This is a genomic window from Collinsella sp. wc0529, assembly GCF_046116875.1.
In the GTDB taxonomy this organism is placed as follows: Bacteria; Actinomycetota; Coriobacteriia; order Coriobacteriales; family Coriobacteriaceae; genus Collinsella.
The window spans coordinates 21,504-44,840 of the sequence record NZ_JBJXBO010000001.1 but is presented as its reverse complement, the minus strand read 5'-3'; the positions used below and the strand labels follow the sequence as shown (position 1 = coordinate 44,840).

Annotated in this window: 15 protein-coding genes and 1 tRNA gene; 6 read left to right on the top strand and 10 right to left on the bottom strand. The window is 61.7% G+C overall.

Going from position 1 to position 23,337, the window contains the following annotated elements:
• Positions 1-93 precede the first annotated feature (93 nt).
• The 4 genes from glmM to ACKUTP_RS00175 all read left to right on the top strand — a co-directional run bounded on the left by glmM (position 94) and on the right by ACKUTP_RS00175 (position 6,448).
• Entirely contained in the window at positions 94-1,431 is a 1,338-nt protein-coding gene (glmM, locus tag ACKUTP_RS00190) for a phosphoglucosamine mutase (RefSeq protein WP_271730316.1), read from the top strand.
• Between the two features lie 101 nt (positions 1,432-1,532).
• Positions 1,533-2,000, top strand: coding sequence for a PTS glucose transporter subunit IIA (locus tag ACKUTP_RS00185; protein WP_306421699.1), 468 nt, complete (start codon positions 1,533-1,535; stop codon positions 1,998-2,000).
• A gap of 271 nt (positions 2,001-2,271) precedes the next feature.
• Positions 2,272-3,000 (top strand): glucosamine-6-phosphate deaminase, encoded by a 729-nt coding sequence (gene nagB / locus ACKUTP_RS00180; RefSeq protein WP_409063244.1) that lies wholly within the window; start codon positions 2,272-2,274, stop codon positions 2,998-3,000.
• 448 nt (positions 3,001-3,448) lie between these two features.
• A complete protein-coding gene (locus ACKUTP_RS00175; RefSeq protein ID WP_409063243.1) occupies positions 3,449-6,448 on the top strand; it encodes a BTAD domain-containing putative transcriptional regulator in 3,000 nt (999 codons plus the stop codon).
• Between the two features lie 69 nt (positions 6,449-6,517).
• Here the strand turns inward: ACKUTP_RS00175 and ACKUTP_RS00170 are convergent, their stop codons facing one another.
• The 6 genes from ACKUTP_RS00170 to ACKUTP_RS00145 all read right to left on the bottom strand — a co-directional run bounded on the left by ACKUTP_RS00170 (position 6,518) and on the right by ACKUTP_RS00145 (position 13,883).
• The gene (locus ACKUTP_RS00170) at positions 6,518-6,817 is read right to left on the bottom strand and encodes a YhbY family RNA-binding protein (protein ID WP_006234690.1); all 300 of its coding nucleotides are present in this window, start codon (positions 6,815-6,817) and stop codon (positions 6,518-6,520) included.
• Between the two features lie 158 nt (positions 6,818-6,975).
• Complete coding sequence (locus tag ACKUTP_RS00165) at positions 6,976-7,701, bottom strand: class I SAM-dependent methyltransferase (RefSeq protein ID WP_409063242.1); 726 nt, start codon at positions 7,699-7,701, stop codon at positions 6,976-6,978.
• Between the two features lie 480 nt (positions 7,702-8,181).
• Positions 8,182-9,546 (bottom strand): PFL family protein, encoded by a 1,365-nt coding sequence (locus ACKUTP_RS00160; RefSeq protein ID WP_035136908.1) that lies wholly within the window; start codon positions 9,544-9,546, stop codon positions 8,182-8,184.
• Between the two features lie 108 nt (positions 9,547-9,654).
• Complete coding sequence (locus tag ACKUTP_RS00155; RefSeq protein ID WP_409063241.1) at positions 9,655-12,213, bottom strand: homocysteine S-methyltransferase family protein; 2,559 nt, start codon at positions 12,211-12,213, stop codon at positions 9,655-9,657.
• A gap of 9 nt (positions 12,214-12,222) precedes the next feature.
• The gene (locus tag ACKUTP_RS00150; RefSeq protein WP_409063240.1) at positions 12,223-13,011 is read right to left on the bottom strand and encodes a hypothetical protein; all 789 of its coding nucleotides are present in this window, start codon (positions 13,009-13,011) and stop codon (positions 12,223-12,225) included.
• Entirely contained in the window at positions 13,011-13,883 is an 873-nt protein-coding gene (locus ACKUTP_RS00145) for a methylenetetrahydrofolate reductase (RefSeq protein ID WP_409063239.1), read from the bottom strand. Before ACKUTP_RS00145 ends, ACKUTP_RS00150 begins: the two co-directional genes overlap by 1 nt.
• A gap of 426 nt (positions 13,884-14,309) precedes the next feature.
• On the opposite strand from ACKUTP_RS00145, the gene ACKUTP_RS00140 reads away from it, so the two are divergent.
• Positions 14,310-16,397, top strand: a complete 2,088-nt coding sequence (locus tag ACKUTP_RS00140) for a glutamine synthetase III (protein WP_409063238.1) — start codon at positions 14,310-14,312, stop codon at positions 16,395-16,397.
• A gap of 374 nt (positions 16,398-16,771) precedes the next feature.
• Positions 16,772-18,106, top strand: coding sequence for an IS256 family transposase (locus ACKUTP_RS00135; protein WP_409063237.1), 1,335 nt, complete (start codon positions 16,772-16,774; stop codon positions 18,104-18,106).
• A 440-nt stretch (positions 18,107-18,546) separates the two neighbouring features.
• Here ACKUTP_RS00135 and ACKUTP_RS00130 read toward each other — a convergent pair.
• From ACKUTP_RS00130 to ACKUTP_RS00115, 4 genes are all read right to left on the bottom strand, one after another.
• Positions 18,547-18,623 (bottom strand) — tRNA-Glu (locus ACKUTP_RS00130).
• A gap of 299 nt (positions 18,624-18,922) precedes the next feature.
• Complete coding sequence (locus ACKUTP_RS00125; RefSeq protein WP_409063236.1) at positions 18,923-21,097, bottom strand: MurT ligase domain-containing protein; 2,175 nt, start codon at positions 21,095-21,097, stop codon at positions 18,923-18,925.
• 45 nt (positions 21,098-21,142) lie between these two features.
• Positions 21,143-22,186, bottom strand: coding sequence for a hypothetical protein (locus ACKUTP_RS00120; protein WP_215675220.1), 1,044 nt, complete (start codon positions 22,184-22,186; stop codon positions 21,143-21,145).
• On the bottom strand, positions 22,186-23,262 hold the full coding sequence (locus ACKUTP_RS00115; protein ID WP_409063235.1) for a hypothetical protein: 1,077 nt from the start codon (positions 23,260-23,262) through the stop codon (positions 22,186-22,188). The genes ACKUTP_RS00120 and ACKUTP_RS00115 overlap by 1 nt, the downstream gene beginning before the upstream one ends.
• Positions 23,263-23,337 lie beyond the last annotated feature (75 nt).

The following is a 23,337-nucleotide window of genomic DNA, read 5'->3' as shown; positions in this document are numbered from 1 at the left end:
AAGCGGGGCCTGCCGATTCCTCGGCGGGTCCCGCTTTTCTTTTTCGACTAGGGTGGGCGGTTGCATATCGCCTGCTAGGGAAGGAGCAATCCTATGCCCCAGAACATTTTCGGTACCGATGGTGTCCGTGGCGTCGCCAACGCCGATCTTTCGTGCGACCTCGCGTTTCGCCTGGGCCGCGCGGCGACCAAGTTCCTTGGTCCGGACATCTGCATCGGCCGTGACACGCGCCTTTCGGGCACCATGCTCGAGAGCGCTCTGACCGCCGGCATCATGGCCGAGGGCGGCCGTCCGCACTGCTGCGGCGTCATCCCCACGCCTGCCGTGGCGCTGCTCACTGTTCAAAACGAGCTCGACGGTGGCATCGTCATCTCCGCTTCGCATAATCCGCCGGAGTTTAACGGCATCAAGTTCTTTAGTCGCAAGGGCATGAAGCTTCCCGACGCGGTCGAGGAAGAGATCAGCGCCTGGGTCATGTCCGAGGAAGCCATGGCTGCCGACACGCTGCCGACCGGTGCCGGCGTGGGCCACATCATCAAGATGAAGGACGCCCGCAAGGCATACGTCGACCACGCCATCGATACGCTTGACGGTCTTAGGCTCGACGGCCTGGTCGTTGCCGTCGACTGCGGTCACGGTGCTTCCTGCCAGACTACGCCCGCCGCGCTGCAGCGCCTGGGTGCCACGGTCCATGCTATCAACACCGATTACTGCGGCACGGACATCAATGTCGAGTGCGGCTCTACGCACCTCGAGCCCTTGCGCGAGCTCGTGCTGCGCACCCATGCCGATATCGGCCTGGCCCACGACGGCGACGCCGACCGCGTACTGTTCGTGGACAGCGAGGGCAATGAGATCGATGGTGACTACATCCTGGCTATCTGCGGTTCTGACCTTGCCGCTCGCGGCAAGCTCGCCAACTCCGAGATCGTCTCGACCGTCATGTGCAACCTGGGCTTCTCCATCGCTATGAAGGAGCAGGGCTTCGAGATGGTCCAGACCGCCGTGGGCGACCGCTACGTTCTGGAGCGCATGCTCGCGGACGGCGCCGTCATCGGCGGCGAACAGTCCGGCCACATCATCTTCCTGGAGCACAACACCACCGGCGACGGCCTGGTGACGGCTCTGCAGCTGCTGGCCGTGCTCAAGCGCACCGGTCGTACCCTCACCGATCTTTCCGGCATCATGAAGAAGTACCCGCAGGTACTCGTCAACGTGCATTCCGACAACAAGGCTGGTCTGGACGATTGCCAGCCCATTTGGGACGCCGTTGCTGCTGCCGAGAAGGAGCTTGACGGCCGCGGCCGCATTCTGGTGCGCCCGAGCGGTACCGAGCCGCTGGTCCGCGTGATGGCCGAGGCCGAGACGCACGAGCTGACCCAGCGCGTTGTTGACGACATCGTCGAGGTTGTCAAGCGCGAACTTCCCTAATGGTCAAAAACCGTTGCCAAGTGGTAAACTGTTAAGGTTATTTTGATTGATTGGTATGTCCGAGGGGGAGCATGTTCACTAAAGTCCTAAGGTCTTTTGGTATGCGTGGTCGAGTCCTTACGCTGGATGCTCCCATCTCGGGCGATGTCATTCCGCTTTCCGAGGTAAACGACCAGACGTTTGCCACCGGCCTTTTGGGCCAGGGCGTGGCGATTCAGCCCACCGGAACGCGTGTGATTGCACCGGCTGATGCCAAGGTCGAGGCCATTTTTCCCACGGGACACGCTGTTGCGCTTAACACGGTCGATGGCCTGGACGTGCTCATCCACGTTGGTTTGGACACTGTTCAGCTCGAGGGCAAGCACTTTACCGTACATGCGCAAGTGGGTGACATCGTCCATAAGGGCGATGTACTCATTGAGTTCGATCGCGAGGCAATTGCTGCCGAGGGCTACGATGTGACGGTTCCCATCTTGGTGTGCAACTCCGTTGAGTTCTCGAGCATCAAGGGCTCCGTTGGCGTGCATGTCGAAGAGATGGACCAACTCATCGTTGCTCGCGAGCGCTAGCAAGTGCACGTGGCCATTAGCCTACAATTCAAACACGTTTACGGAGGGCGCCCTTGAAAGAGGACGCCCTCCGTGGCAAGATGGGATTTGTCCGAAGCTAAACAGCTTTGGGTCACCGTGGACGGGCAGGGGCCTCGACGCGGTTAGACACGAGACACATACATTACGCGACCTCGCCCTGGTGGCCGCACACGTTGGTTGCGGCCGACGCGGGCCGCGGGCAAGTGCTTGTAAGGGAGCCTTGCCTCTCTTGTACGAGAAAGGACGCGTAATGAAGATCATTAAAGCTAAAGACTACGAGGATATGAGCCGCAAGGCCGCCAATATTATCTCGGCGCAGGTTATCCTCAAGCCCGACTGTGTGCTGGGCCTTGCCACCGGCTCCACCCCGATCGGTGCCTACAAGCAGCTCGCTGCTTGGTACAAGAAGGGCGACGTCGACTTTGCCGAGGTCAGCACCTACAACCTGGACGAGTATCGCGGCCTTTCGCACGACGATCCCCAGAGCTATCACTACTTCATGCGTGAGAACTTCTTCGATCACATCAACATCGACCTGAACAACACACATGTGCCCGACGGTTCCAACCCCGACGCCGCCGCTGCCTGCTCTGAGTACGACAAGATCGTCGCCGACGCCGGTTACCCGGATCTGCAGCTGCTCGGCATTGGCAACAACGGTCATATCGGCTTCAACGAGCCCGATGACCACTTCTCCAAGGGCACGCACTGCGTCGACCTCACCGAGAGCACCATTCAGGCCAACAGCCGCCTGTTCGACAGCATCGACGATGTCCCCCGTCAGGCCTACACCATGGGTACCCAGACCATCATGTATGCCCGCATGATCCTGGTCGTCGCCAACGGCGAGGCCAAGGCTCAGGCCGTGCATGACATGTGCTATGGTCCGGTTACGCCCGAGTGCCCGGCTTCGATCGTGCAGCTGCACACCAACTGCGTTGTCGTTGCCGACGAGGCCGCCCTTTCGCTCTGCGAGTAGCGCGAATCCTGCAGCTCGACATAGCCTTGCCTAAGGCCTCCGCTTTGCGGGGGCCTTTTTGCTATCCCTTTTTGCCCACTTGACCAAAAACTTGCCGCAAGCTTGACGAATGCCGGATGTCCAACAGCTTGATTCATTCTATACCAGATTCTATGCAAAAATGCCACTAGAAGGTCGTAGACGGTAGCGGGTGCTAGGCGAGTTGAATGACATGGCTGAACCTTGTTCATCTGCGTTACACTGCCGCTTAGATGGGACAAGCTGACAAGCTCATTTACCTGCTTAAAGACCGATTAGTCGGGGGATTAATAACAATCGGCCCTCGCTGTACAAAAACTTGCCGCTTGCGTACCAAAAGACAACCTAAAACACAAGGTCGCTCTATTCATAGCGCGGCTTGTATGGTCTTGCGGCTACAGTGTCCATACGGTCGAGTTGAGGAGCGGGCATGGTAAACGATTTGAGCGGTATAGACGACCTCGAGCTGATGCCGTTAGGCGGAGGCTATATGGTGCGACGCGAACGCTTGATGAATGAGCTTATCGCCAAGGGCCGAAAGGCCGGCATCGTGGTTCTTTATGCGCCCGACGGGTTTGGGAAGACCTCGGTGCTGCTGCAGTACACCCATGAGGTTAAATGCGACCCGACGCGAGGCCCCGTGCGGATTATCGAGGCCGATCGCGCCACTGGGCGCGAGGTGTTTATGCAGCTCGAGGTGGTTGCCGAAGAGCTCAAAGACAAACCGCACTCCCTTATCGCGATTGATAATGTGCCAAACCTCGATCAGCACGATACCGAAGACCTCATCGACAGGATTCGCAGCCTGCGCGCTATGGGGATAGGGGTCTTTATCTCCTGCCGTCCTTCAAATCGTCAGCTGATTCATGGGCTGGGCGATTCGGTTAAGATCAATGCGCAGATGCTCAAGGTGCATGCCTATGAGTATTCGGCGTGGGCATCGGCGTTTTCGATCAGCACATCGCTCGACTTTTATCAGCTCACGCAGGGCGTGCCCGAGCTCGTTTCGGCATTGCAGACGGGTCTGTATGGCCAAGGCGACGTAGCCGGCCTGCTCGAAAACGAGATTGTCAACGTATATGGCGCGGCACTTGCCGATCTGGCTTCGCTCGACAATAATGCGCTGTTTTGCGTGGCATGTCTCATGGTTTTGATGAGCGAGGGCAATATCGCAGAACTCGAGGCTTGCGGGGTGAGGCTGTCGATGGTCGACCAGTCCTATTTTGTACGCGACTACCCGATCTTTGGCTTGGATCCCGCCGAGCGGAGTTTTACGTGTCTGGGCACGGAGGATAACGGACGCTTGCGCTTGCGTAAGTTGGTGGCCGAGGTTCGCCCCGAACTTGTTCCGAGGGCGGCCCGGATTTTGCTTAAGGCGGGCCGATGCGATGCGGCGATGGGCCTGGCGGACGCCTTTTTGGACCGTGAAGCGGTCCTTGAACTTGCTGGGCAGTATGGGGTCGATCTGGCTCTGACGGGGCATGGGGCCGATATCTGCCGAGCAGCGCTGGGCACGATCGATGCCGACGATCCGGCTCCGGAGCCAACGCCTGCCGAGGCGCTTGGCGTATATCTGGCAGCGGTCAGCGTGTCCAATACAAAGCTCGCCCGCTATATGGCATCGGTCATCGAGCGCGGGGGCGAACGGGCGGCCTGCGAAATAGACCCTGTCTCATGGAGGGTGGCCCAGACACTGACGGCTGTTTGCTATGGGGACAACGGGCTTGGGCTTCCTACGAACCTGGCCGTGCCAGAAATCGAGACATCCCATACCGCACTCGATATGTTGTCTGCGCATATCGAGGTCAAGCGATGCCTGACCGAACGGGGAGATGACGGCGGCGTTCTACAGCAGCTCAAAACGAGCAAGGCCTACGACTGCGAGCTCGACATCGCGGGGATTGTTATACAGGCCGATAGCATGCTGGTGGAGCTCTTTGACGGGTCGTTTGCGGGAACCGACGAGCGCGACGACGAGATGACGGTGGTGCGGGAGGCGCTCGACGTACGTGGGCTTAAGGCGATGGCTATCTGGGTGCGCATGGTGTTGGCGGCACGGCGGCTCCTTTCCGGCTTGCCGGTAACCGACGACGCGGCGTTCAACGAGCTCGATCGTTTTGCCGTGCGCATGCGCGACAACCAGATTCAGCTGTTTGGGCTGTTGCTAGAAGGCTGGCAGTCACTGGCAGAGGGACGGCCGGTTAATGCAAAGTTCCGTGCGGTCCAAGTGCTCAAACTTGCCGAGGAGTCGATTGCGTACATGCGCGATAACGCATTGCTGCTGGAGCGCGCAGCGTATCTGCGAAATACATCGATGGTTTCGGTGCGCGAGGAAGCGGAGTTGCTCGATATAAGTCAGACACAGGTTGGTGGCGCAGAAGCCTGGATGGTGGCGCTACATTTGGCCTGTGCGGGCCGAGATAGCGATCTTGCGGCCTGGATGTCCATGAATCGTGCGGGGATTCTAGAGCCATCGTATCGGCTCTTTGCGCGCCTTGCCATGCATTGTCTGGGCGAGCCGGCGGGCAGGATACGCAAGAAGCTTCCCGTGCGCGAACTGTCGCGGTACTCGCTGCGCGACGATTTGGAAGGGGAGGGCGAGCGTCTGTTCCAGGCCGGCGAGGTTGAAGCCGTTGATACCATCGACCATATCGAGATTCGCATGTTTGGTGCGTTTCGCGCCGAGCGCGACGGGTTTCCCATCACGGACAAAATGTGGCGCCGCAAGAAGGCGGCGACACTTGCCGAGCGGCTTGCACTGGGCATGGATGCGCTCGTCGATCGTGAGACGCTGGCCATGGAGCTGTGGCCCCATGCCGAGTTCAATAGCGCCCGCAACAACCTGTACTCGACGATATCGCGCTTGCGGTCGGCCTTGGGGCCGACGCCAGACGGCAAGTCGTGCGTGCTCATCCAAAATGAATGCATCGGACTCAACGGCGACTACGTCAAGACCGATGTACGGCTGTTTGACCAGATAAGCCGCGAGGTTTTGGGAAATCGCACGGGTGCGCGCGGGCCCCATTTAGTTGAGCTGTGCCTTAAGATTGAGCAGCTTTATGCCGGACCGCTGTATGTTCCCAATGGCTGTAATCCCACCTACTTTTTGCGCATGCGGCGCATTATGCAGTCAAAGTACATCGATTGCATGATTAAGGGAGCAAATGCCGCTCTAGAAGAAAACGATCTGCAGTCGGCGATTTGGCTGGCGGAGTCGGGGCTTCGACAGGAAACGGCGCGTGAGGATATGGTGCGCTGCGCCATGCGCGTCTACAGTGCGGCGGGGCGGCGGCGCGATATCGTCGAGCTGTACAGCGGGCATATGCACCACCTGAGGGAGCAGGTCAATGGCGTGCCCGAGCCCGAGACGCGGCGTCTATACGAGCGCTTGGTGGAGGGGCGGCTCAATCGCGTGCTGGTCGAGCGATAAAAAACGGGCGCCCGAAGTACTTGGGCACCCGTAAGCTTGCTATGTGTTGGATCGCCGGATCATTGGCTCTTAGACGAGCTTGATCTTCTCGATGTCCTTGCGCGAGGACTCGCGATACAGTGAGAACTTGCGGCCGATGACCTGGACGACCTCGGCGTGGCAACGCTCGGCGAGCTCCTCGGCGGCCTCGCGGGCAGAAAGGCTGGAGCCGTCCAGCACAGAGCACTTAACGAGCTCGTGCTTCTCCAGGTAGGCGACCGTCTGCTCGACGGTGCCCTCGTTGACATCGGACTTGCCGATGATGATGGCGGGGTTGAGGTGATGGGCCATGCTGCGAAGCTGCTTGACCTGGGCTCCTGTCAGTGCCATGGGTTCTCGCTTTCTATGTATGGGGCGCCCCGCGACGGGGCCTTAATCTACGTGAGCTGTCCCACGATAGCGCAGGAACGGCGCGGTGTGGAGCGCGTTTGCCCAGTTCAAAAAGAATGCGGATGCCGAGTGAGTGGGCAGTGCGGGCTGCGAACAGGCTATGAGCTGGGCGCAGAGACCGGCTCCCATGCAATAAACGCCCAACGGACCTTGCGGACGTGGTCGAGCATGTAGCGTCCCTGCGGTACGCCCTTGGAGCCCGGCTCGCCGGCACGGGGATTCTCAATCATGTGTTGAGCGATGTAGTCGCGCAGGCGGTCGATCTTATCCTCGTTGCCATGCTCGAGCATACGGGAAAAATCTGCTACGCCCGCCTCAAGGCTATCGAAGGTGTCGCGACGGGGCGATTCAAAATACGTGACCTGCGGCAGCGCACCCATCTGAATAAGGATGTTAAAGGCATACACAAAGCCATTGCTGCAGGTAACGGAGGCGCCGATAGCGTTCATCAGGTGCAGATCATAGCGCGGGCTGGAGTTGGCGACCATCGTGACAGCACAACGCCGACGAGCCGTACGATCAAGCTTGGCAAGCGCGCCTTTTAGATTGGTCGTCGTAACCGACCGACTGGCAAAGGCAACATCCACCGCTTTCGCGACCGGTCCAACCAAATCCCAATCATCATCCCAAGCAAGCTCAAGCGGCGTTATGCGCCCCTCGAGCCCGTAGTACTCAATGCCGGCATCAAGTGTGCCCAGCATGGCGGGGGAGAAATCAGCGGCAATCACGGGATGCCCGTCTTGCGCAAGCGGAATAGCAATCGACCCAGCCCCGCACCCCATATCCAGCACCGACTCGTCTGGCTCAAGCGCCAACAGCTTCATAAAATCCCGAGCATAAGGGGCAGTCTCAAGCGGCCGAAAATGCCGAGCCCGCTTATCCCACTCAAAAGAATCATCAGCCCGCCGCCGATCAGCTTGCAGACGCATCCATTCGCCATTCCAATCCGCAGAAAGCAGCTCAGAACGAGTATCCCCATCAACCACGGGCCAACCTCCTAGCAACAAAAAAGCGACTCCCCCCCAAAAGAAGAGCCGCAACCAGCATATATCAGAAAAAGAACCGTTCCAACGCCAAACCACCGCACCAGTCAAGTGGTGCAGGAGCGAAGCGACTGCAACCGGGATAGAACCCAACCGAGGTCCCGTTGTGCGGGAGCCCCGGGGAGGGCAAATATATAAGGTCGATCGCGAGTTCCGCACGAGCCGGAGAGCACTTAATGTGCTCTCCGTGTGAGTCAGGACTGTCCGAGCAGGCGACCTTATATATTTGCCCTCCCCGGGGCTCCTCGCCAGTCCCCTCAGCTAGTTCTTCAGCGAGTTCAGCGGTGCCGGGAAGCGTCCACCGCGGTGGGCAAGCACGGTGCCAGCGTTGGGGTTCACCGGCATGATGGGCGCACGGCCGAACAGGCCGCCGTACTCGACGCAGTCGCCCACGCCCTTGCCAATGGCGGGAATCACGCGGACGGCCGTGGTCTTGTTGTTGATGACGCCGATGGCCATCTCGTCGGCGATGATGCCGGCGATGGTCTCGACCGGGGTGTCGCCGGGGATGGCGATCATGTCCAGGCCGACGGAGCACACACAGGTCATGGCCTCGAGCTTCTCGAGCGAAAGCGCGCCGGCTTCGACGGCGGCGATCATGCCGGCGTCCTCGGACACGGGGATAAAGGCGCCGGAGAGACCGCCCACGCTGGAGCTGGCCATGACGCCGCCCTTCTTGACGGCATCGTTGAGCATGGCGAGCGCGCAGGTCGTGCCGGGGCCACCGCAGGTGCCCACGCCGATGATCTCGAGGATGCGCGCGACGGAGTCGCCGATGGCAGGCGTGGGAGCCAGCGACAGGTCGACAATGCCCTTCTCGACACCCAGACGATGGGCGGCCTCGCGGCTCATGAGCTCGCCGGCGCGGGTGATCTTAAAGGCGGTCTGCTTGATCTTCTCGGCGACTTCCATCATCGATGCGGAATCGGGCAGCGTTTCCAGGGCTGCGGCCATAACGCCGGGGCCCGAGACGCCTACGTTGATGACGGCGTCGGCCTCGCCACCGCCGTGGACGGCGCCCGCCATAAACGGGGAGTCCTCGACCATGTTGGCAAAGCAGACAAACTTGGAAGCGCCGACGGAGTCCTGGTCGGCCGTGAGCTTGGCGGCGTCGATGATGGTCTGCGCGGCCATGAGCACGGCATCCATGTTGATACCGGCGCGCAGGCTAGCGACGTTGACGCTGGAGCAGACGCGGCTCGTGGTAGCGAGCGCCTGGGGGATGGACTGGATGACGCGGCGGTCGGCGTCGCCGATGCCCTTCTGGACGAGTGCGGAGAAGCCGCCCAGGTAATCGATGCCGAGCGTCTCGGCCGCGCGGTCGAGGGCATGCGCGATGGGGGTGAGGTCCTCATCCTTGCAGCACGCGGCGATCTGCGCCACCGGGGTGACGGAAACGCGCTTGTTGACGATGGGGATACCGTACTCGCGCTCGAGGTTCTCGGCGGTCTCGACCAGGTGTTCAGCCGTGTGCGTCACGTGGTCGTAGATCTTCGTGCACATGCGGTCGAGGTTCTCGTCGCCGCAACCCATGAGCGAAACACCCATGGTGATGGTCCTGATGTCGAGGTTCTGCTCCTCAACCATGCCGCGGGTTTCCGCGATTTCTGCGGGCGTGATCGCCATCCTTGCGCTCCTATCTACCAAAACGAGCATAGTCTTATCTATTCTAACGTGCCGCACGTGCCAAGTGGCGCGTGCGGCACGTTTTGGTGCTCGGTTGTTTCCGTTGTGTTACTGCCCAAAGACCTCTTCGGCGATACGAGCACTTTCGGCGGCGTCCTTGGCGTAGTAGTCCGCGCCGATTTGCTTGGCGTATTCGGGGGTGAGTACGGCGCCGCCTACGATGATCTTGACGCCTGGAACCTCGGCATGGAGCAACTCGATGGTTTCTTCCATGGCCACGACGGTGGTGGTCATAAGCGCCGAAAGGCCGACGAGCTTGATGTCGCGCTCCTGTACGGTCTTGAGCACCTCTTGCGGGTCGACGTCGCGGCCTAGGTCAAAGACGGTGTAGCCGTAGTTGTCGAGCAGCATTTTGACGATGTTCTTACCGATGTCGTGGATGTCGCCTTTAACGGTGGCCACGCAGATTTTGCCCTTGTCGGCGATCTCGCCGGCGGGCATCAGGCGCTTGATGGTGTCGAAGCCCACGCGCGCGGCCTCGGCCGAGGCCATGAGCTGCGGCAAGAAGAACTTGCCCTGGTCAAAGAGGACGCCAACTTCGTCGAGGGCGGGGATAAAGTGATTGTTGATGAGGTCCATGGCGTCGTGGTCGGCCAGCAGGCGCTCGGTCTCGGCAGCGATCTCGCCTTTGCGGCCCGAGACGACCATGCGACGAATCGGGTCGTCGTTGCCGTCGGTGCCGGCGGTGCCAGCAGCGGGCACAGCGTCGGTCGATACTGCCTGAGCAGCTGCCGGGTTGGCGGCGATCTTGTACGGATCGGTCCAGCCGGCATAGCGCTCGATGTATCCGGTCGAGCCCTCGTCCTCAACGCTCAGGACGCGATAGCTGTAGACGGTATCCATAAAGCGCTTGGAACCCGGGTTCATGATGGGGGCGTCCAGGCCCGCGCCGAAGGCGGCGGCCAAAAAGACCGAACCCAGCAGCGGGCGAGCGGGCAGGCCAAAGCTGATGTTCGACACGCCGAGTGCGCATTTGACGCCCAGGCGCTCCTTGCACAGGGACATGGCACGCAGGATCTGCTCGGCCTGGCGTTGATTGGTCGAGGCGGTCATGACCAGGCAGTCGATGAGGATGCGGTCCGGTCCGATGCCGTAGCGGGCAGCCTCGGCCACGATGCGCTCGGCGATGGCGAAGCGAGCCTCGGCGGTATCGGGGATGCCGCCTTCGTCGAGCGTGAGGCCGACGACGTTGGTGCCGTAGTGGGCGACCAGCGGAAAGATCTCATCCATGATCTGCTGCTTGCCATTGACCGAGTTGATGATGGGCTTGCCGGCGTAGCGGCGCACGGCGGCCTCGACAGCGGCGGGATCGGTGGAGTCGATCTGCAGCGGCAGCAGCGTGGAGCCCTGAAGCTGTTCGGTCGCCTGTTGGATGATCTTGACCTCGTCGATCTCGGGCAGGCCCACGTTGACGTCTAGGATGTCGGCGCCCTGTTCCTGCTGGCTGATGCCCTGGCTCACGACGTAGTCCAGGTCGCCGTCGCGCAGGGCCTGCTGCAGGCGCTTTTTGCCGGTGGGGTTGATGCGCTCGCCGATGACGGCGATCTTGTGGCCGTCGCAGGGAAGGTCCACGACCGTTTGGGCGCTCGTGACCGACATACTGGGCTTGCGGCGGCGCGGGCTGGGCGTGTGGTTGTCGATAAGCGTGCGCAGCGCTGCCATGTGCGCCGGCGTGGTGCCGCAGCAGCCGCCCACGACGCTCACGCCGTCGGCGATCATGCCGGCGACGGCCTTGGCGTATTCGGGGGCCTGGATGTCAAAGACGGTATTGCCGTCGTCGTCCACATGGGGAAGTCCCGCGTTGGCCTGCACCATAATGGGCTTGTCGGTAACGGTGAGCATACGCGCGGCGAGTCCTCGAAGCTCGGCCGGTCCTTGGCTGCAGTTGATGCCCAAAACGTCGGCGCCGATGGCGTCGAGCGTGATGGCGGCCACCTCGGGACTCGTGCCCAGGAAGGTGCGACCGTCTTCCTCAAAGGTCATGGTGGCAAAGACGGGCAGGTCGGAGTTTTCGCGGCAGGCGAGGACGGCTGCCTTGATCTCGGCCAGGTCGGTCATGGTTTCGATAATAAAGAGGTCCACACCCGCGGCGACGCCAGCGCGCACCTCCTCGGCAAAGAGGTCATAGGCCTCGTCGAAGCTCAGGGTACCCAGGGGGCGAAGCAGTGCGCCGATGGGGCCGATATCGCCGGCGACGTAGTGGGCACCGGCCTCGCGGGCGCAGGCGGCAGCGGCGGCAAAGACGTCTGCCACGGTGGCGGCACCGTCGAGCTTGTGGGCGTTGGCGCCAAAGGTGTTGGCGGTAATCACGTCGCAGCCAGCCTCGACGTACTGGCGCTGAATGTCGGTAATGACCTGGGGTTCCTCAAAGTTGAGCGACTCGGGCAGGGCGCCCGCCTTCATGCCAGCGGCCTGCAACATGGTGCCCATGCCGCCGTCGAACAGCAGGTGCCCCGTGCCCTCGATGGCGGCGCGCAGGCGATCGTCCTTAATGCGCAGATCGTCGATCGTGTGCGTCTTGTACGTGGCACCGTTGCGACGTGCGGCATCAACGGGTGCCGCCAATGCAGTGCCGTCAGAATCATGAGTGATAAGCGGAGTAAACATCGGGGGCTCCTAATGGCTGGAATAGCAGGTGGTGTGGGCGGCGCGGAAGCGGCAGTTCTCGCGCATGCGGCAGATATTGCAGGTGGGGCGGGTCTGGGCGTCGTGGACTTCGCCGTCAAACAGACCGATCACCGCGGTCACGCTTTTGGTGGGCATGAGCAGGCTGGTGGGTGTGACGGTCAGGCCGATGAGCCGCGTGGCGTTGAGCGCATTGACGATCGAGCGCTGGGCCGAGAGCGGGCAGTCACCGTAGCCGGGACTAAAGCGCCAGTTGCCGGCGAGCCCATGAACGGCGGCGTCCGTCTTGACCTGCTGGTCCATTTGCTCAACGGCGGCTTCCACGTAAGCAGAGCACGCGGCGTCGAGCACGGCGCCCTCCAGGGGATGTTGGGCTCCCGTGGTGCGCAGGCGACGCTCGGCGTCCATGCCGAGGGTGCATGCCATGAGCGCGGCAAAGCGGGCATCTTTGAGATGTCGATAGATATCGCGACCTCGCAGCTCAACGTTGGTGCCAACCAGACGGATGCTGGGCTCGCCCTGCTCGTCAACGCCCGTGGCATCGACGGCAAACACGCGTCGCACGCCACGGGGCTCAATGTCCAGTTCCAGACGCTCGACCACAAGCTCAATACGCTGCGACAACTCGGGCTCAATCTGCTGGCCGCCGTAACCCAGATACCGCAGCATCTCGGCACGGTCGACGCGGGGATGGTGCGCAGCATCGACACGGTAAAGCGCCGGCGACGCAAGGTCGGCCGGCACTTCGACAGCGATTGTATCGATGTGCGGTTTTTCCATTACCCCAGGCGCTCCATAATGGTCGCGGCGATCGCAGGACGGTTCATAGTGTACAGGTGCAGGCCGTCAGCGCCGTGCTCCTTGAGGTCGCAAAGCTGGCGGGCTGCATAATCTACACCAGCTGCCTGCAGGCTCTCGGGGTCGTTCTCGTACTTGGCGAGAATCTTGATGACGGGGGAGGGCAGCGACGCGCCGCACATAAAGACCATGCGGCTGATCTGCGACTTGCCCATAAACGGCATGATGCCCGCGGTAATGGGCACGGTGATACCGGCCTTGTCGGCAAGCTCGCGGAAGTGGTAGAAGCACTCATTATCAAAGAAGAGCTGCGTCACAAAGAAGCTTGCGCCGGCGTCCTGCTTTTGCTTGAGGTGTTCGACCGAGAGGTTGAGGTCCTCACAGGCAATGTGGCCCTCGGGGTAGGCTGCGGCGCCCACACAAAAGCCGGCGTCGACGAGCTCGGGGATGAGGTCGCGGGCGTAGGCGTAGTCCGAGGCGGGCTTGTCGTCCTCGGTCGCGCCGGCAGGGAGATCGCCACGCAGGGCCAGAATGTTTTCAATGCCGGCGGTGCGATACTCGTCGATCTTGGCGGCGATATCGGCATGCGAGCGGCCCACGCAGGTAAGGTGTGCCACCGAGGGTGTATCGAATTCGCTCGTAATCATATGCGCGATGGGGGCGGTGGTGGCACCGTTGCCCGAGCCGCCGGCCGAGCAGGTGACCGAGACAAAGCTCGGCGAAAGCTTGCACAGATTGCCTGCCACTTCGCGAGCCGTATCGAGGGTAAGCTCGCCCTTGGGCGGGAACATCTCAAACGAAACGGGTGCGGTACCCTGGGATGCTGCCTGCTTAAAAACCTCGTCGACGCGCATATCGTGCTCCTCTAGATACGTAATAGTGTGATGTGTTGTAAGGATTCTACAGCACCACTGTGTCACGGTGGAGTTTCACTCGTTATTCGGGGATACCAATCAAAGATGCCTTGCTATCGGCTTTCTCTATAACAGAGCGGCTAATCTAGGCACGGACTATAAAGACTGGTATCTGATGCAAAATACCAGTTAATAGAGCTCAATCCCAAATTGACTACCCTTAAACCATGGGGAGAGGTCTGCAATTTATGCAGTTGATTGGCTGTTGAGGGTGGCAACGCCGCCTCGATAGGGTAACCTCATTGATTGGTTTCGCGACAGCAACATAACGGTAATGTCGCGGAAACACGGCGAGTCTAAGCTATGACTCGTTCGTTAGTAATCAACACCGCTTCTCACGCGGTGCCGATACGAAGGGAGTTCCGTATGGCCGAACTTACTGACCGCTTCGGGACCATGGTGTTCTCTGAGGAAGTCATGAAGGACTACCTCCCCAAGGACATTTGGAAGCGCCTTGCTGCAACCCTCGAGGGCGGTGAGCCGCTCGACCTGGATGTGGCCAACGCCGTTGCCCATGCCATGAAGGTCTGGGCCATCTCCAAGGGCGCGACGCACTATGCGCACTGGTTCCAGCCGCTTTCGGGCATTACTTCCGAGAAGCACGACAGCTTCCTGGAGCCCAACCACGACGGCACCGCCATTACCAAGTTTACGGGCAAGAACCTCATCCAGGGCGAGCCCGATGCCTCGAGCTTCCCCAACGGCGGCCTGCGTGCTACCTTCGAGGCCCGTGGCTACACCGCTTGGGACCCCACTAGCCCCGCCTTTATCAAGGACGATGTCCTGTGCATCCCCACGGCTTTCTGCTCCTACACGGGCGAGGCCCTGGACAAGAAGACCCCGCTGCTGCGTTCCATGACCGCGCTCTCGCGTGAGTCTAAGCGCGTTTTGGCGCTGTTCGGTAAGACCCCCAAGAAGGTCGTTCCTTCCGTGGGCGACGAGCAGGAGTACTTCCTGATCAAGAAGGACGCCTACCGCAAGCGCAAGGACCTGGTCATCACCGGCCGCACTCTCTTTGGTGCTGCTCCCTGCAAGGGCCAGGAGCTCGAGGAGCACTACTTTGGCGCTATCCGCCCCACCGTCTCGGCTTATATGAAGGATCTGGACGATGAGCTGTGGGCGCTTGGCATTCCCGCCAAGACCAAGCACAACGAGGTTGCTCCCTGCCAGCATGAGCTCGCCCCTGTCTATGGCGAGGTCAACGAGGCCATCGACCAGAATCTGGTCATGATGGAGAAGATGAAGCTCATCGCCTCCCGCCACGACTTGGTCTGCCTGCTACACGAGAAGCCCTTTGAGGGCATCAATGGTTCGGGCAAGCACAACAACTGGTCGCTTGGCACCGAGTCCGAGAACCTGCTCGATCCGGGCGACACCCCGCTCGACAACCTGCAGTTCATCGTCTTCCTCACCGCGGTGATCGAGGCCGTCGATAACTATCAGGAACTCCTGCGCGCCTCTGTTGCCTCGGCCGGCAACGACCATCGTCTGGGCGCCAACGAGGCTCCTCCGGCGATTATGTCCATCTTCCTGGGCGACCAGCTTACCGAGGTCGTCGAGAAGATCATCGATGGCAAGGCTTCCGTCCATGCCACGCGCGGCGTGCTCGACCTGGGCGCCGATACTCTGCCCAAGCTGATGCAGGACAACACCGACCGCAACCGCACCTCCCCGTTTGCCTTCACCGGCAACAAGTTCGAGTTCCGTGCCTGCGGCTCCGAGCAGAACGTCTCCGACTCCAACCTGGTGCTCGATGCCGCCGTGGCCAAGTCGCTCAAGTCCTTCGCTGACGCGCTTGAGGGTACGCCCGAGGATGAGTTCCAGGACGCTGCGCTCGAGTACTGCAAGAAGGTCCTGACCGACCACCAGCGCATCCTCTTTTCCGGCGATGGCTACTCCGACGAGTGGCCCGTCGAGGCCGAGAAGCGCGGCCTTGCCAACAACAAGACCACGGCCGACGCCCTGCCCGCCTTTGTTTCCGAAAAGGCCATCGCGCTCTTTGAGGAGACGGGTGTCCTGACCAAGGCCGAGGCTCAGTGCCGCTACGACTGCAAGCTCGAGAAGTACAACAAGCTCATGAACATCGAGGCCACCACGATGGTTCGCGAGGCGCGTCGTACCTATCGCCCGGTCATTACCGCATATGCCACCAAGGTCGCTAAGGGCCTTGAGACTATTCGTGCCGCCGGTGCCGAGGCCGCCATGCAGTGCGAGCAGAACACGCTCAACAAGCTCTGCAACGGTATCACCACCATCAACGACTCCATCAAGGCGCTCGACGCCGTGCATCAGAAGGCCGAGGGCCTCGATGGTCAGGAGCAGGCCAACGTGTATGCACATGAGGTCGTTCCCGCTATGGATACGCTGCGCGCCGCCGTGGATGCCATGGAGGAGATCGTGGCCGCCGACTACTGGCCGGTCCCGACCTATGACGACATCCTGTTCTACGTGTAGAGCGTAACTGACATATCGTCACGGTATTGAGCCGGGGTCCGCATCATGCGGGCCCCGGTTTTTGTTTGCGAAGGGCGCTTTGAAGCCCGTTTTGCACCTGATTCGCCCACGCAATAAGGGGGCGTGGACAAAAAACGTCAAATATGAGTACTGTCACAAGTCCTGTAGCATTATTTTTTTGCAAAATATGCAGTGTTACACAACATATGTTCAAGTACTTAGCTGATAAACGCCTGCAATTCTTTCGCCGTAGGACCCCTGGCGGTAGCGCACAGAGATGTGGTGTAAGAGGCGGGGCATGCCCCGCCTCCGCCCTTTCTTGAAAGGGAGGGGACACCGCCTAGAATTCGTCGTTGGAGTAATGAAGGTGACGAATGGAAGGAAAGGCGATGCCCCAAGAAGAGAGTGTACTGCGCCTCGGTCGCGACGAGGCCCTCGAGGCGGCGAGGCTTTGGCAGGAGTGCGGCGACGCGCGCGAGTTCGCGTGCAGGGTGCTGGGCGGCGTGATGAACGCACTGATGGACTCCGAGGCCCAGCAGATGTGCGGCGCGAGCCGCAACGAGCGCAGCGACGGCAGGGAGAACAGCCGCAACGGCTACCGCCCCAGGTCGCTCAAGACCGCCGTGGGCGACGTGGAGCTCGAGATACCCAAGCTCAGGCACGGCACCTACTACCCCGAGGGCATGCTCGCGCGATGGTCGCGCGTCGACACCTCGGTGGCCGCCATCGTGCAGGAGATGTACGTGTGCGGCGTGTCCACCCGCAAGGTCGAGCGCGTGGCGTCCAAGCTGGGCATATCCTCGCTGTCGAGCTCGGAGGTCTCGAGCCTCTGCTCCGACCTCGACGCCGAGGTGGCGGAGTTCCGCCGCCGCGACCTTTCGGGCACGCCGTGCTGCTACCTGTGGCTCGACGCCACCTACATGAGCTGCAGGGTCGGCTCGTCGGTCGTCTCGCAGGGCGTCGTGACCGCGATCGGGCTGGGCGCCGACGGGCGCAAGCACTTCCTGGGCTGCGACGTGGTCGACACCGAGAGCGAGGACTCCTGGGCGGCATTCCTCGGCGGGCTGCGCGAGCGCGGGCTGGCCGGCGTCCGCCTCGTGGTCTCCGACAGCCACGCCGGGCTCGTGGCCGCCGTCTCGCGCCTGTTCCAGGGCTGCGCCTGGCAGCGCTGCGTGACGCACCTGCAGCGCAACCTCCAGAGCGCCTGCTCGGGCAGGCCCGAGGACTCCAAGGCGGCCGTCAGGGACCTCGTGCACGCCGCGGTCTACCAGGACGACCCCGACCTCGCGCGCTGCGTGTGGGCCGAGGCGGCGCCCTGGGTGGCGTCGGTGTCCGCCAGGGCCGGCGAGGTCTTCGAGCAGGCCGAGGACTCCGCGCTGGCGTTCACGGCCTTCCCCAGGGCGCACTGGGCCAAGCTCCGCACCAACAACGTCCAGGAGCGCGCCAACCGCGAGATCAAGCGCCGCTACAGGGTCGTGCAGTCCTTCCCCTCGAGGGAGTCGATGCTGCGCCTGACGTGCGCGAGCCTCATGGAGACCGAGGGGCAGTGGTCCCAGCAGCGCGTGTTCTCCGAGGCCTCGGCCGCCGAGGGCTTCGCCGAGACCGCGGACAGGCCGGCCCCGACAGAGGGGAGGCGCCGCGCGCTCGGGCGGCGCGCCAGGGAGATAGTGGACGAGATAGTCGAGAAGCGCGGCCTCAAGAAGGAGTAACATCGGGGCTTGCAGCGACGGACCTCAGGACACTCTTACACCACGTCTGCGCGCGCCACCCCCCTGGCGTCTAAATCGCCTTCTGATGGCATGAAATCGCTGTTACTAAATTGGTGACAGTACTCATATTTGCTATTTTTTGCCCACAGGCCTTGCGATGATGCCGGGATTCGCACCCTGTCGGGTTCGAATCCAGGCATATCGGTAGCAAAAAGCCCGTCACTGCAAGGGCAACGGGCTTCTCAGTTTAAATGGTGCCCCCAGCGGGATGTCCGCGTGCGGCTGACGCCGCCCGCTTTCGCCGCGTCGCTTCGCTCCTTGCGTGCTGCGCTGGAAAACGCTTCGCGTTTCCTCAGCTCCGCACCCTGTCGGGTTCGAATCCCGGCGCATGGGTAGCAAAAAGCCCGCTACCGAATTGGTAACGGGCTTCTCAGATTCTGTGGTGCCCCCAGCGGGATTCGAACCCGCGATATCCACCTTGAAAGGGTGGCGTCCTTGGCCGCTAGACGATGGGGACAGCGGGAAAGAGTATAGCAGACTTTTTTGCCGGCGCGTATATCGTTGGCAAACTGGAAAACCACCACATAGGAGCTGGCTCTCTATCCCGATCTTCAAATATCTCAACCTGTAACATCTGGGCGGGCAAATCGGCTCTATCTGTTACAGATCGAGACAAAAGGCAGGCGTCGGGACGAACATCTCATTCTGTAACAGTAAGACGACTTTTAACGGTCTAGATGTTACAGATTGAGACAAACCGCTGGGATGGGTCAAAACCACCACAAAGGTGCCTGTTCCCTTTGTGGTGGTGGGGTGCTAGGGGAGGAGCTTCATGGCTGCGTCGTGGGCGGCGCGCTCGTAGGTGTCGTCGAGGGGCTTGAGCGGCAGCAGGGCTGTGGCCTGCGCGTCGCCACGGCGCTCGAGGGCGTGGGTAATGAGCCAGTCGGCGAGTTCGGGGTTCTTGGGCAGTGCCGGTCCGTGCAGGTACGTGCCGATGACGCCCTTGTAGATGAGGCCCTCAAGACCATCATCGCCGTTGTTGCCGGTGCCCGTGACGACGGACGTTCCGAGCGGCGTGGCATCGGCGTCCAAAAGCGTGCGGCCGCCATGGTTCTCGAATCCCACAAAGGGCTCGGGTGCCAGGTCGGTTTTGACGGCTACGTTGCCGATCAGGCGGTCGGAGCCGCGTACGGTTTCGGCGGCAATGACCCCCAGACCCTCAATGCGATTCTCACCCATATAGTACGAACGGCCGAGCAGCTGATAGCTGCCGCAGATGGCGAGCAGCGAACCGCCATCCTCAACATAGGATGCGACCTTGTCTTTTTGAGCGAGCAGCTCGTGTGCCACGGCTAGCTGGTCGCGGTCGGAGCCACCACCCATCATGACGATATCGGCATCGGTGAGATCGAGTGATTCGCCCATACGGACCTCGTCCACGCGCACGGGAATGCCACGCCAGGCGCAGCGGCGCTCGAGGGCGATGACGTTGCCGCCGTCGCCGTAGAGGTTAAGGGCATCGGGATACAGGTATACGATGCGCAGCGGGCGCGAAAGCTCGACTGGCGCGATGCCGACGGGGACGGCACTGCCATCGGCACACGTTGCAGCGCGGGCAGCAACCGTGGCTGCATCGGCACCCTTCAGCCCATCGAGTTCTTTGACCAGCGGCGGGAAGGCCGTGTAGTTGGCGACGGCGTAAAAGGTGTCATCGGCGGCCTCGTCTGCCACGGCGCCAATTGCCTGCGCGACGTCCGAGATAATCGCGGCATCGATGCCGGCGTACTTGAGGCGTACCTGCATGTCGTGCGCACGCGTGCCTCCGGCAAAGGCGACAAGACCCGGTGTGTCGGCGATGCGCTCGAAGTCGACGTCGTAGATCCACGATACATCGTGGCCGTCGGCGTCGTTGTCGTTCAGGAAGAAGGCGCAGAGTCTGCCGCCCGCCGTCTTAATGGACTGGATCTGTCGATCGAAGCCTACGGGATTCTTGGCCAGGTTGGCCTCGACGGTGCGGCCGGCGATATCCCAGCGGCCCATGCGTCCGCCGGCGGGGACGTAGGCATCGAGCGTGGGCTGCAGGTGCGCCGTATCCACGCCTAACTCATGTGCGGCAAAGAATGCGGCGGCAACGTTATAGACCATGTACAGACCGTTGTAGCGTGTGGCGATGTGTACGGCAGCCGCGTCGGGCGCAGATCCAAAGACCAGGTCGAAGCCGTAGCCGTCGCAGCCGAGCTTCACGCCCGTCACACGGCGGACCAGTGCGGGGCGTGCCCAACCGCACGAGGGGCAATGGTATGCGCCAAGCTGGCCGTATTGCACGTAGTCATACTCCAGCGGCGCGTTGCACTGTGAGCAAAAGCGCGAGTCGCTAATACGGTCGGACTCGGTGTTGGTGGCGCCGTCGATGCCAAAGGCGATGCTTGCATTGGGAACGCGTGCGGCGATCGCGGCACACAGCGGGTCGTCTGCGTTGTAGATGAGCGTTGTTGCCGGCGAAAGCTCCAACGCATGGGCGATGACCTCCTGGGTGTGATCGATCTCGCCATAGCGATCTAGCTGGTCGCGGAACAGGTTGAGCAGCACGAAGTACGTCGGCTTGAGCTTGGGCAGAACGCGTACGGTGTAAAGCTCATCGCACTCAAAAACGCCCACGCGCTTGCCACCGGCTCGCTTGAGGCCGCTGCGCGCCTCGAGCAGTGCGCCCACCACGCCCGGCTCCATGTTGTTGCCGGCGCGGTTGCATACCACGGTGGCGCCGCTGGCGGCAACGGCGTCGGCGATGAGGTTGGAGGTGGTGGTCTTGCCGTTGGTGCCGGTGATCACCACGCTGCGGTCGACAAGGGCAGCGAGGTCGCTCAGCAACTCGGGGTCGATCTTCATGGCGATGCGGCCGGGAAGCACGCCACCCTGGCGCTTAAGGACGGAGCGCAGCCCCCAGCGAGCGATATCGCTCGAGGTGCAGGCAAGAGATGAGCGGAGGTTCATGAAACCGTTCCTAACGTAAACGACATGGTCGGGTCGAGTGCGTCACTAAAAACCGTAGCGGCGCGCAAATTCCTGGGCAAGCTGCGACACGTCTTCGCAGGCATTGGCCCAGGGGGCAAAGTCGGGAGTGTCCGAGATAATACCGTCCGCTTCCCAAACGGCCTGGTGCGAAAGATCCCAGGGATCGTGTGGCTCGGGCCGGCAGGGAAGGTACGGTGTCTGGTACATGGGGTTCAGTAAGAAGAACGCACCGCCCTCGCAACGGTTGGCAAACTCACGCAGCGCGCGTGTCGCCGGGCGCATCTTGTTTGTTTTGAACAGCAGAATCGTGCGGGCGAGCAGATACCAAGGAGAGTTCTCGAGCGCGTCAGCCCCGATCTCTTCCTCGAGCTGGTGGGCCAGGGCAAAAAAGCCGTCCTGGTCTTCCAGGCGAGCGAGGGCGAGCAACACGGTGCCTGCGGCTCGGGTGGGGTAGCCTTCCGCCTTAAGAACACGGCGGGCGTAGTTGGCGGCAGCACGGTAGCGAGCGCTCGCCATGCACAGCTGCGAGATGGCCTCGAGTGTGTGAAGCCACCCGATAAGAGCCGGCTCGCTCACGGTGAGCTCTGCCGCCGTCACACCGTCCGTCAAAACCTTATTGGCCCAGTAGTGCGGGGCTTCCATGTCGAACCCGGGCACGCTTTGCTGCAGGTAATCGGTTGTGGTCGCCTCGAGCTTCATCAGGTCGCCCAGGCAGGCGTCAACGGGCGTGTCAGCCAGGATGATGGCGAGCAGCTGGGCATCGAGGACATACGCATCGACGCGGACAATCTTGAGCAGCTCATCGCGCATGTCGTCGAACAGACGATTGCGCGTCTGCTCGAATTCCTCGTCGCTGCCCATGTCCTCGATGCGATGGAGCTCGTCGAGCAGGTGGCGATGAACACCGGCATAGGACAGCAGCGCCTGGGCATGCTCGGACTGCGCGTACTTTTGGGGATTCGCGCTAATGTCGTTATGGACAAGCTCGCGTGCTGCATCGGTGAGTTCGGGGTGCGACGCCAGATAGGTGCGCTCCAGGTAGGCGGGGATGTAGACGCTCGGATCCATTAGAGGTCTCCTCCCTTAAACGGCAAACCCTGCTCGGCCGCCCGCAGTATGCGCTCATCGATTTGGGAACGCACGATATCGTTGGTGGCGACCCAGGCGGCGAAGCTGGCGTTGTCGGGGGCGCCCAGGCCCTCCTGCAGTACCGGCGTCGCCTCGGACAGCGCAAGGACGAGCTCGTCGGTGGAGCCCACACCCACGTTGACGCGGGCATAGACGCCATCGGGAAACTCGGTTTGGAAGTAGAGCGCCTCGGCCGCGTGCGGGCACGAGCGTGCGAGGATGCGCAAATAGTGCTCGGCGCCCTCGTAGTCCAGCTCGCGCCAGGCTGCGCTCATCAGTGCGATGAGCGTCCACGGGTCCAAGTCGCGCTCCGCATCTTTGGGGCGGCGGCGCAGCGGGGTATTCGCGAGGTACGGCACGGAGTGGGCAGAGCGAAATCGCTTGAGCTCCTCGGCGGGGTATTCGAGCTTTGTCATAGCGAGCATCGCGGTGTGGCGGACACCAGCGGGGTCGTTGGGCGCAAAGTCCAAGCTGCGATTCGCGGCTTGGAGCGACATGCGGTAGCGTCCGCTAATGAGCGCGCGCGATGCCAAGGCGGCAAGCCAGCGCAGGTAGGGGCGGCGCATAAGGTCGCCTGCGGCCTCACGCTCGTAGGGGTCCTGCGCCGAGGCGGTCTTGAGCGCCAGATCGTGCTCCACCTCGTCGCACTTGGACACCAGATACTGCACGTATTCCTCGTTGGAGCCGGCGGTGAGGGCGGTCAGCATGCGCTGAGCGTCCCAGTTGGTCGGGTCGAGCGCGGCTGCCTCGCGGAGCATGTTCTCGGCAGCTGCCTCTTCTTGCTCTGCCTGGGTATCGTCAGGGATAAAGGGAATGCGGTAGTCGACAGCCTCGACCACCTTGGCAATGAGGTGCCCGGCGCGGTCGCGGTCGTGCACGATGAGCGGTGCGGGGTTGCGGGTGAATTGTTCCATCAGACGCTCTACGGCGGCACCGTCGGTGAGCGGGATATTGTCGCGGCGCAAGGCCTCAAGAACGAGGCGATGGCAATCCTCTTGAATGGGATCGAATGCCATGGGGCCTCCTTTGCTGCGGTTAGGGTTCAAATGTTTCTATATAAAGTTCTAGTTTACCCGCATGTGGCACACCGA

Coding starts and splice junctions, on each gene's coding strand:
- ACKUTP_RS00185 (WP_306421699.1), top strand. CDS start 1,533: ATGCGTGGTCGAGTCCTTACGCTGGATGCTCCCATCTCGGGCGATGTC.
- ACKUTP_RS00140 (WP_409063238.1), top strand. CDS start 14,310: ATGGCCGAACTTACTGACCGCTTCGGGACCATGGTGTTCTCTGAGGAA.
- ACKUTP_RS00170 (WP_006234690.1), bottom strand. CDS start 6,817: ATGGCACTGACAGGAGCCCAGGTCAAGCAGCTTCGCAGCATGGCCCAT.
- ACKUTP_RS00115 (WP_409063235.1), bottom strand. CDS start 23,262: ATGGCATTCGATCCCATTCAAGAGGATTGCCATCGCCTCGTTCTTGAG.
- ACKUTP_RS00135 (WP_409063237.1), top strand. CDS start 16,772: ATGGAAGGAAAGGCGATGCCCCAAGAAGAGAGTGTACTGCGCCTCGGT.
- nagB (WP_409063244.1), top strand. CDS start 2,272: ATGAAGATCATTAAAGCTAAAGACTACGAGGATATGAGCCGCAAGGCC.
- ACKUTP_RS00120 (WP_215675220.1), bottom strand. CDS start 22,186: ATGGATCCGAGCGTCTACATCCCCGCCTACCTGGAGCGCACCTATCTG.
- glmM (WP_271730316.1), top strand. CDS start 94: ATGCCCCAGAACATTTTCGGTACCGATGGTGTCCGTGGCGTCGCCAAC.
- ACKUTP_RS00175 (WP_409063243.1), top strand. CDS start 3,449: ATGGTAAACGATTTGAGCGGTATAGACGACCTCGAGCTGATGCCGTTA.
- ACKUTP_RS00145 (WP_409063239.1), bottom strand. CDS start 13,883: ATGCGCGTCGACGAGGTTTTTAAGCAGGCAGCATCCCAGGGTACCGCA.
- ACKUTP_RS00150 (WP_409063240.1), bottom strand. CDS start 13,011: ATGGAAAAACCGCACATCGATACAATCGCTGTCGAAGTGCCGGCCGAC.
- ACKUTP_RS00125 (WP_409063236.1), bottom strand. CDS start 21,097: ATGAACCTCCGCTCATCTCTTGCCTGCACCTCGAGCGATATCGCTCGC.
- ACKUTP_RS00155 (WP_409063241.1), bottom strand. CDS start 12,213: ATGTTTACTCCGCTTATCACTCATGATTCTGACGGCACTGCATTGGCG.
- ACKUTP_RS00165 (WP_409063242.1), bottom strand. CDS start 7,701: ATGAAGCTGTTGGCGCTTGAGCCAGACGAGTCGGTGCTGGATATGGGG.
- ACKUTP_RS00160 (WP_035136908.1), bottom strand. CDS start 9,546: ATGGCGATCACGCCCGCAGAAATCGCGGAAACCCGCGGCATGGTTGAG.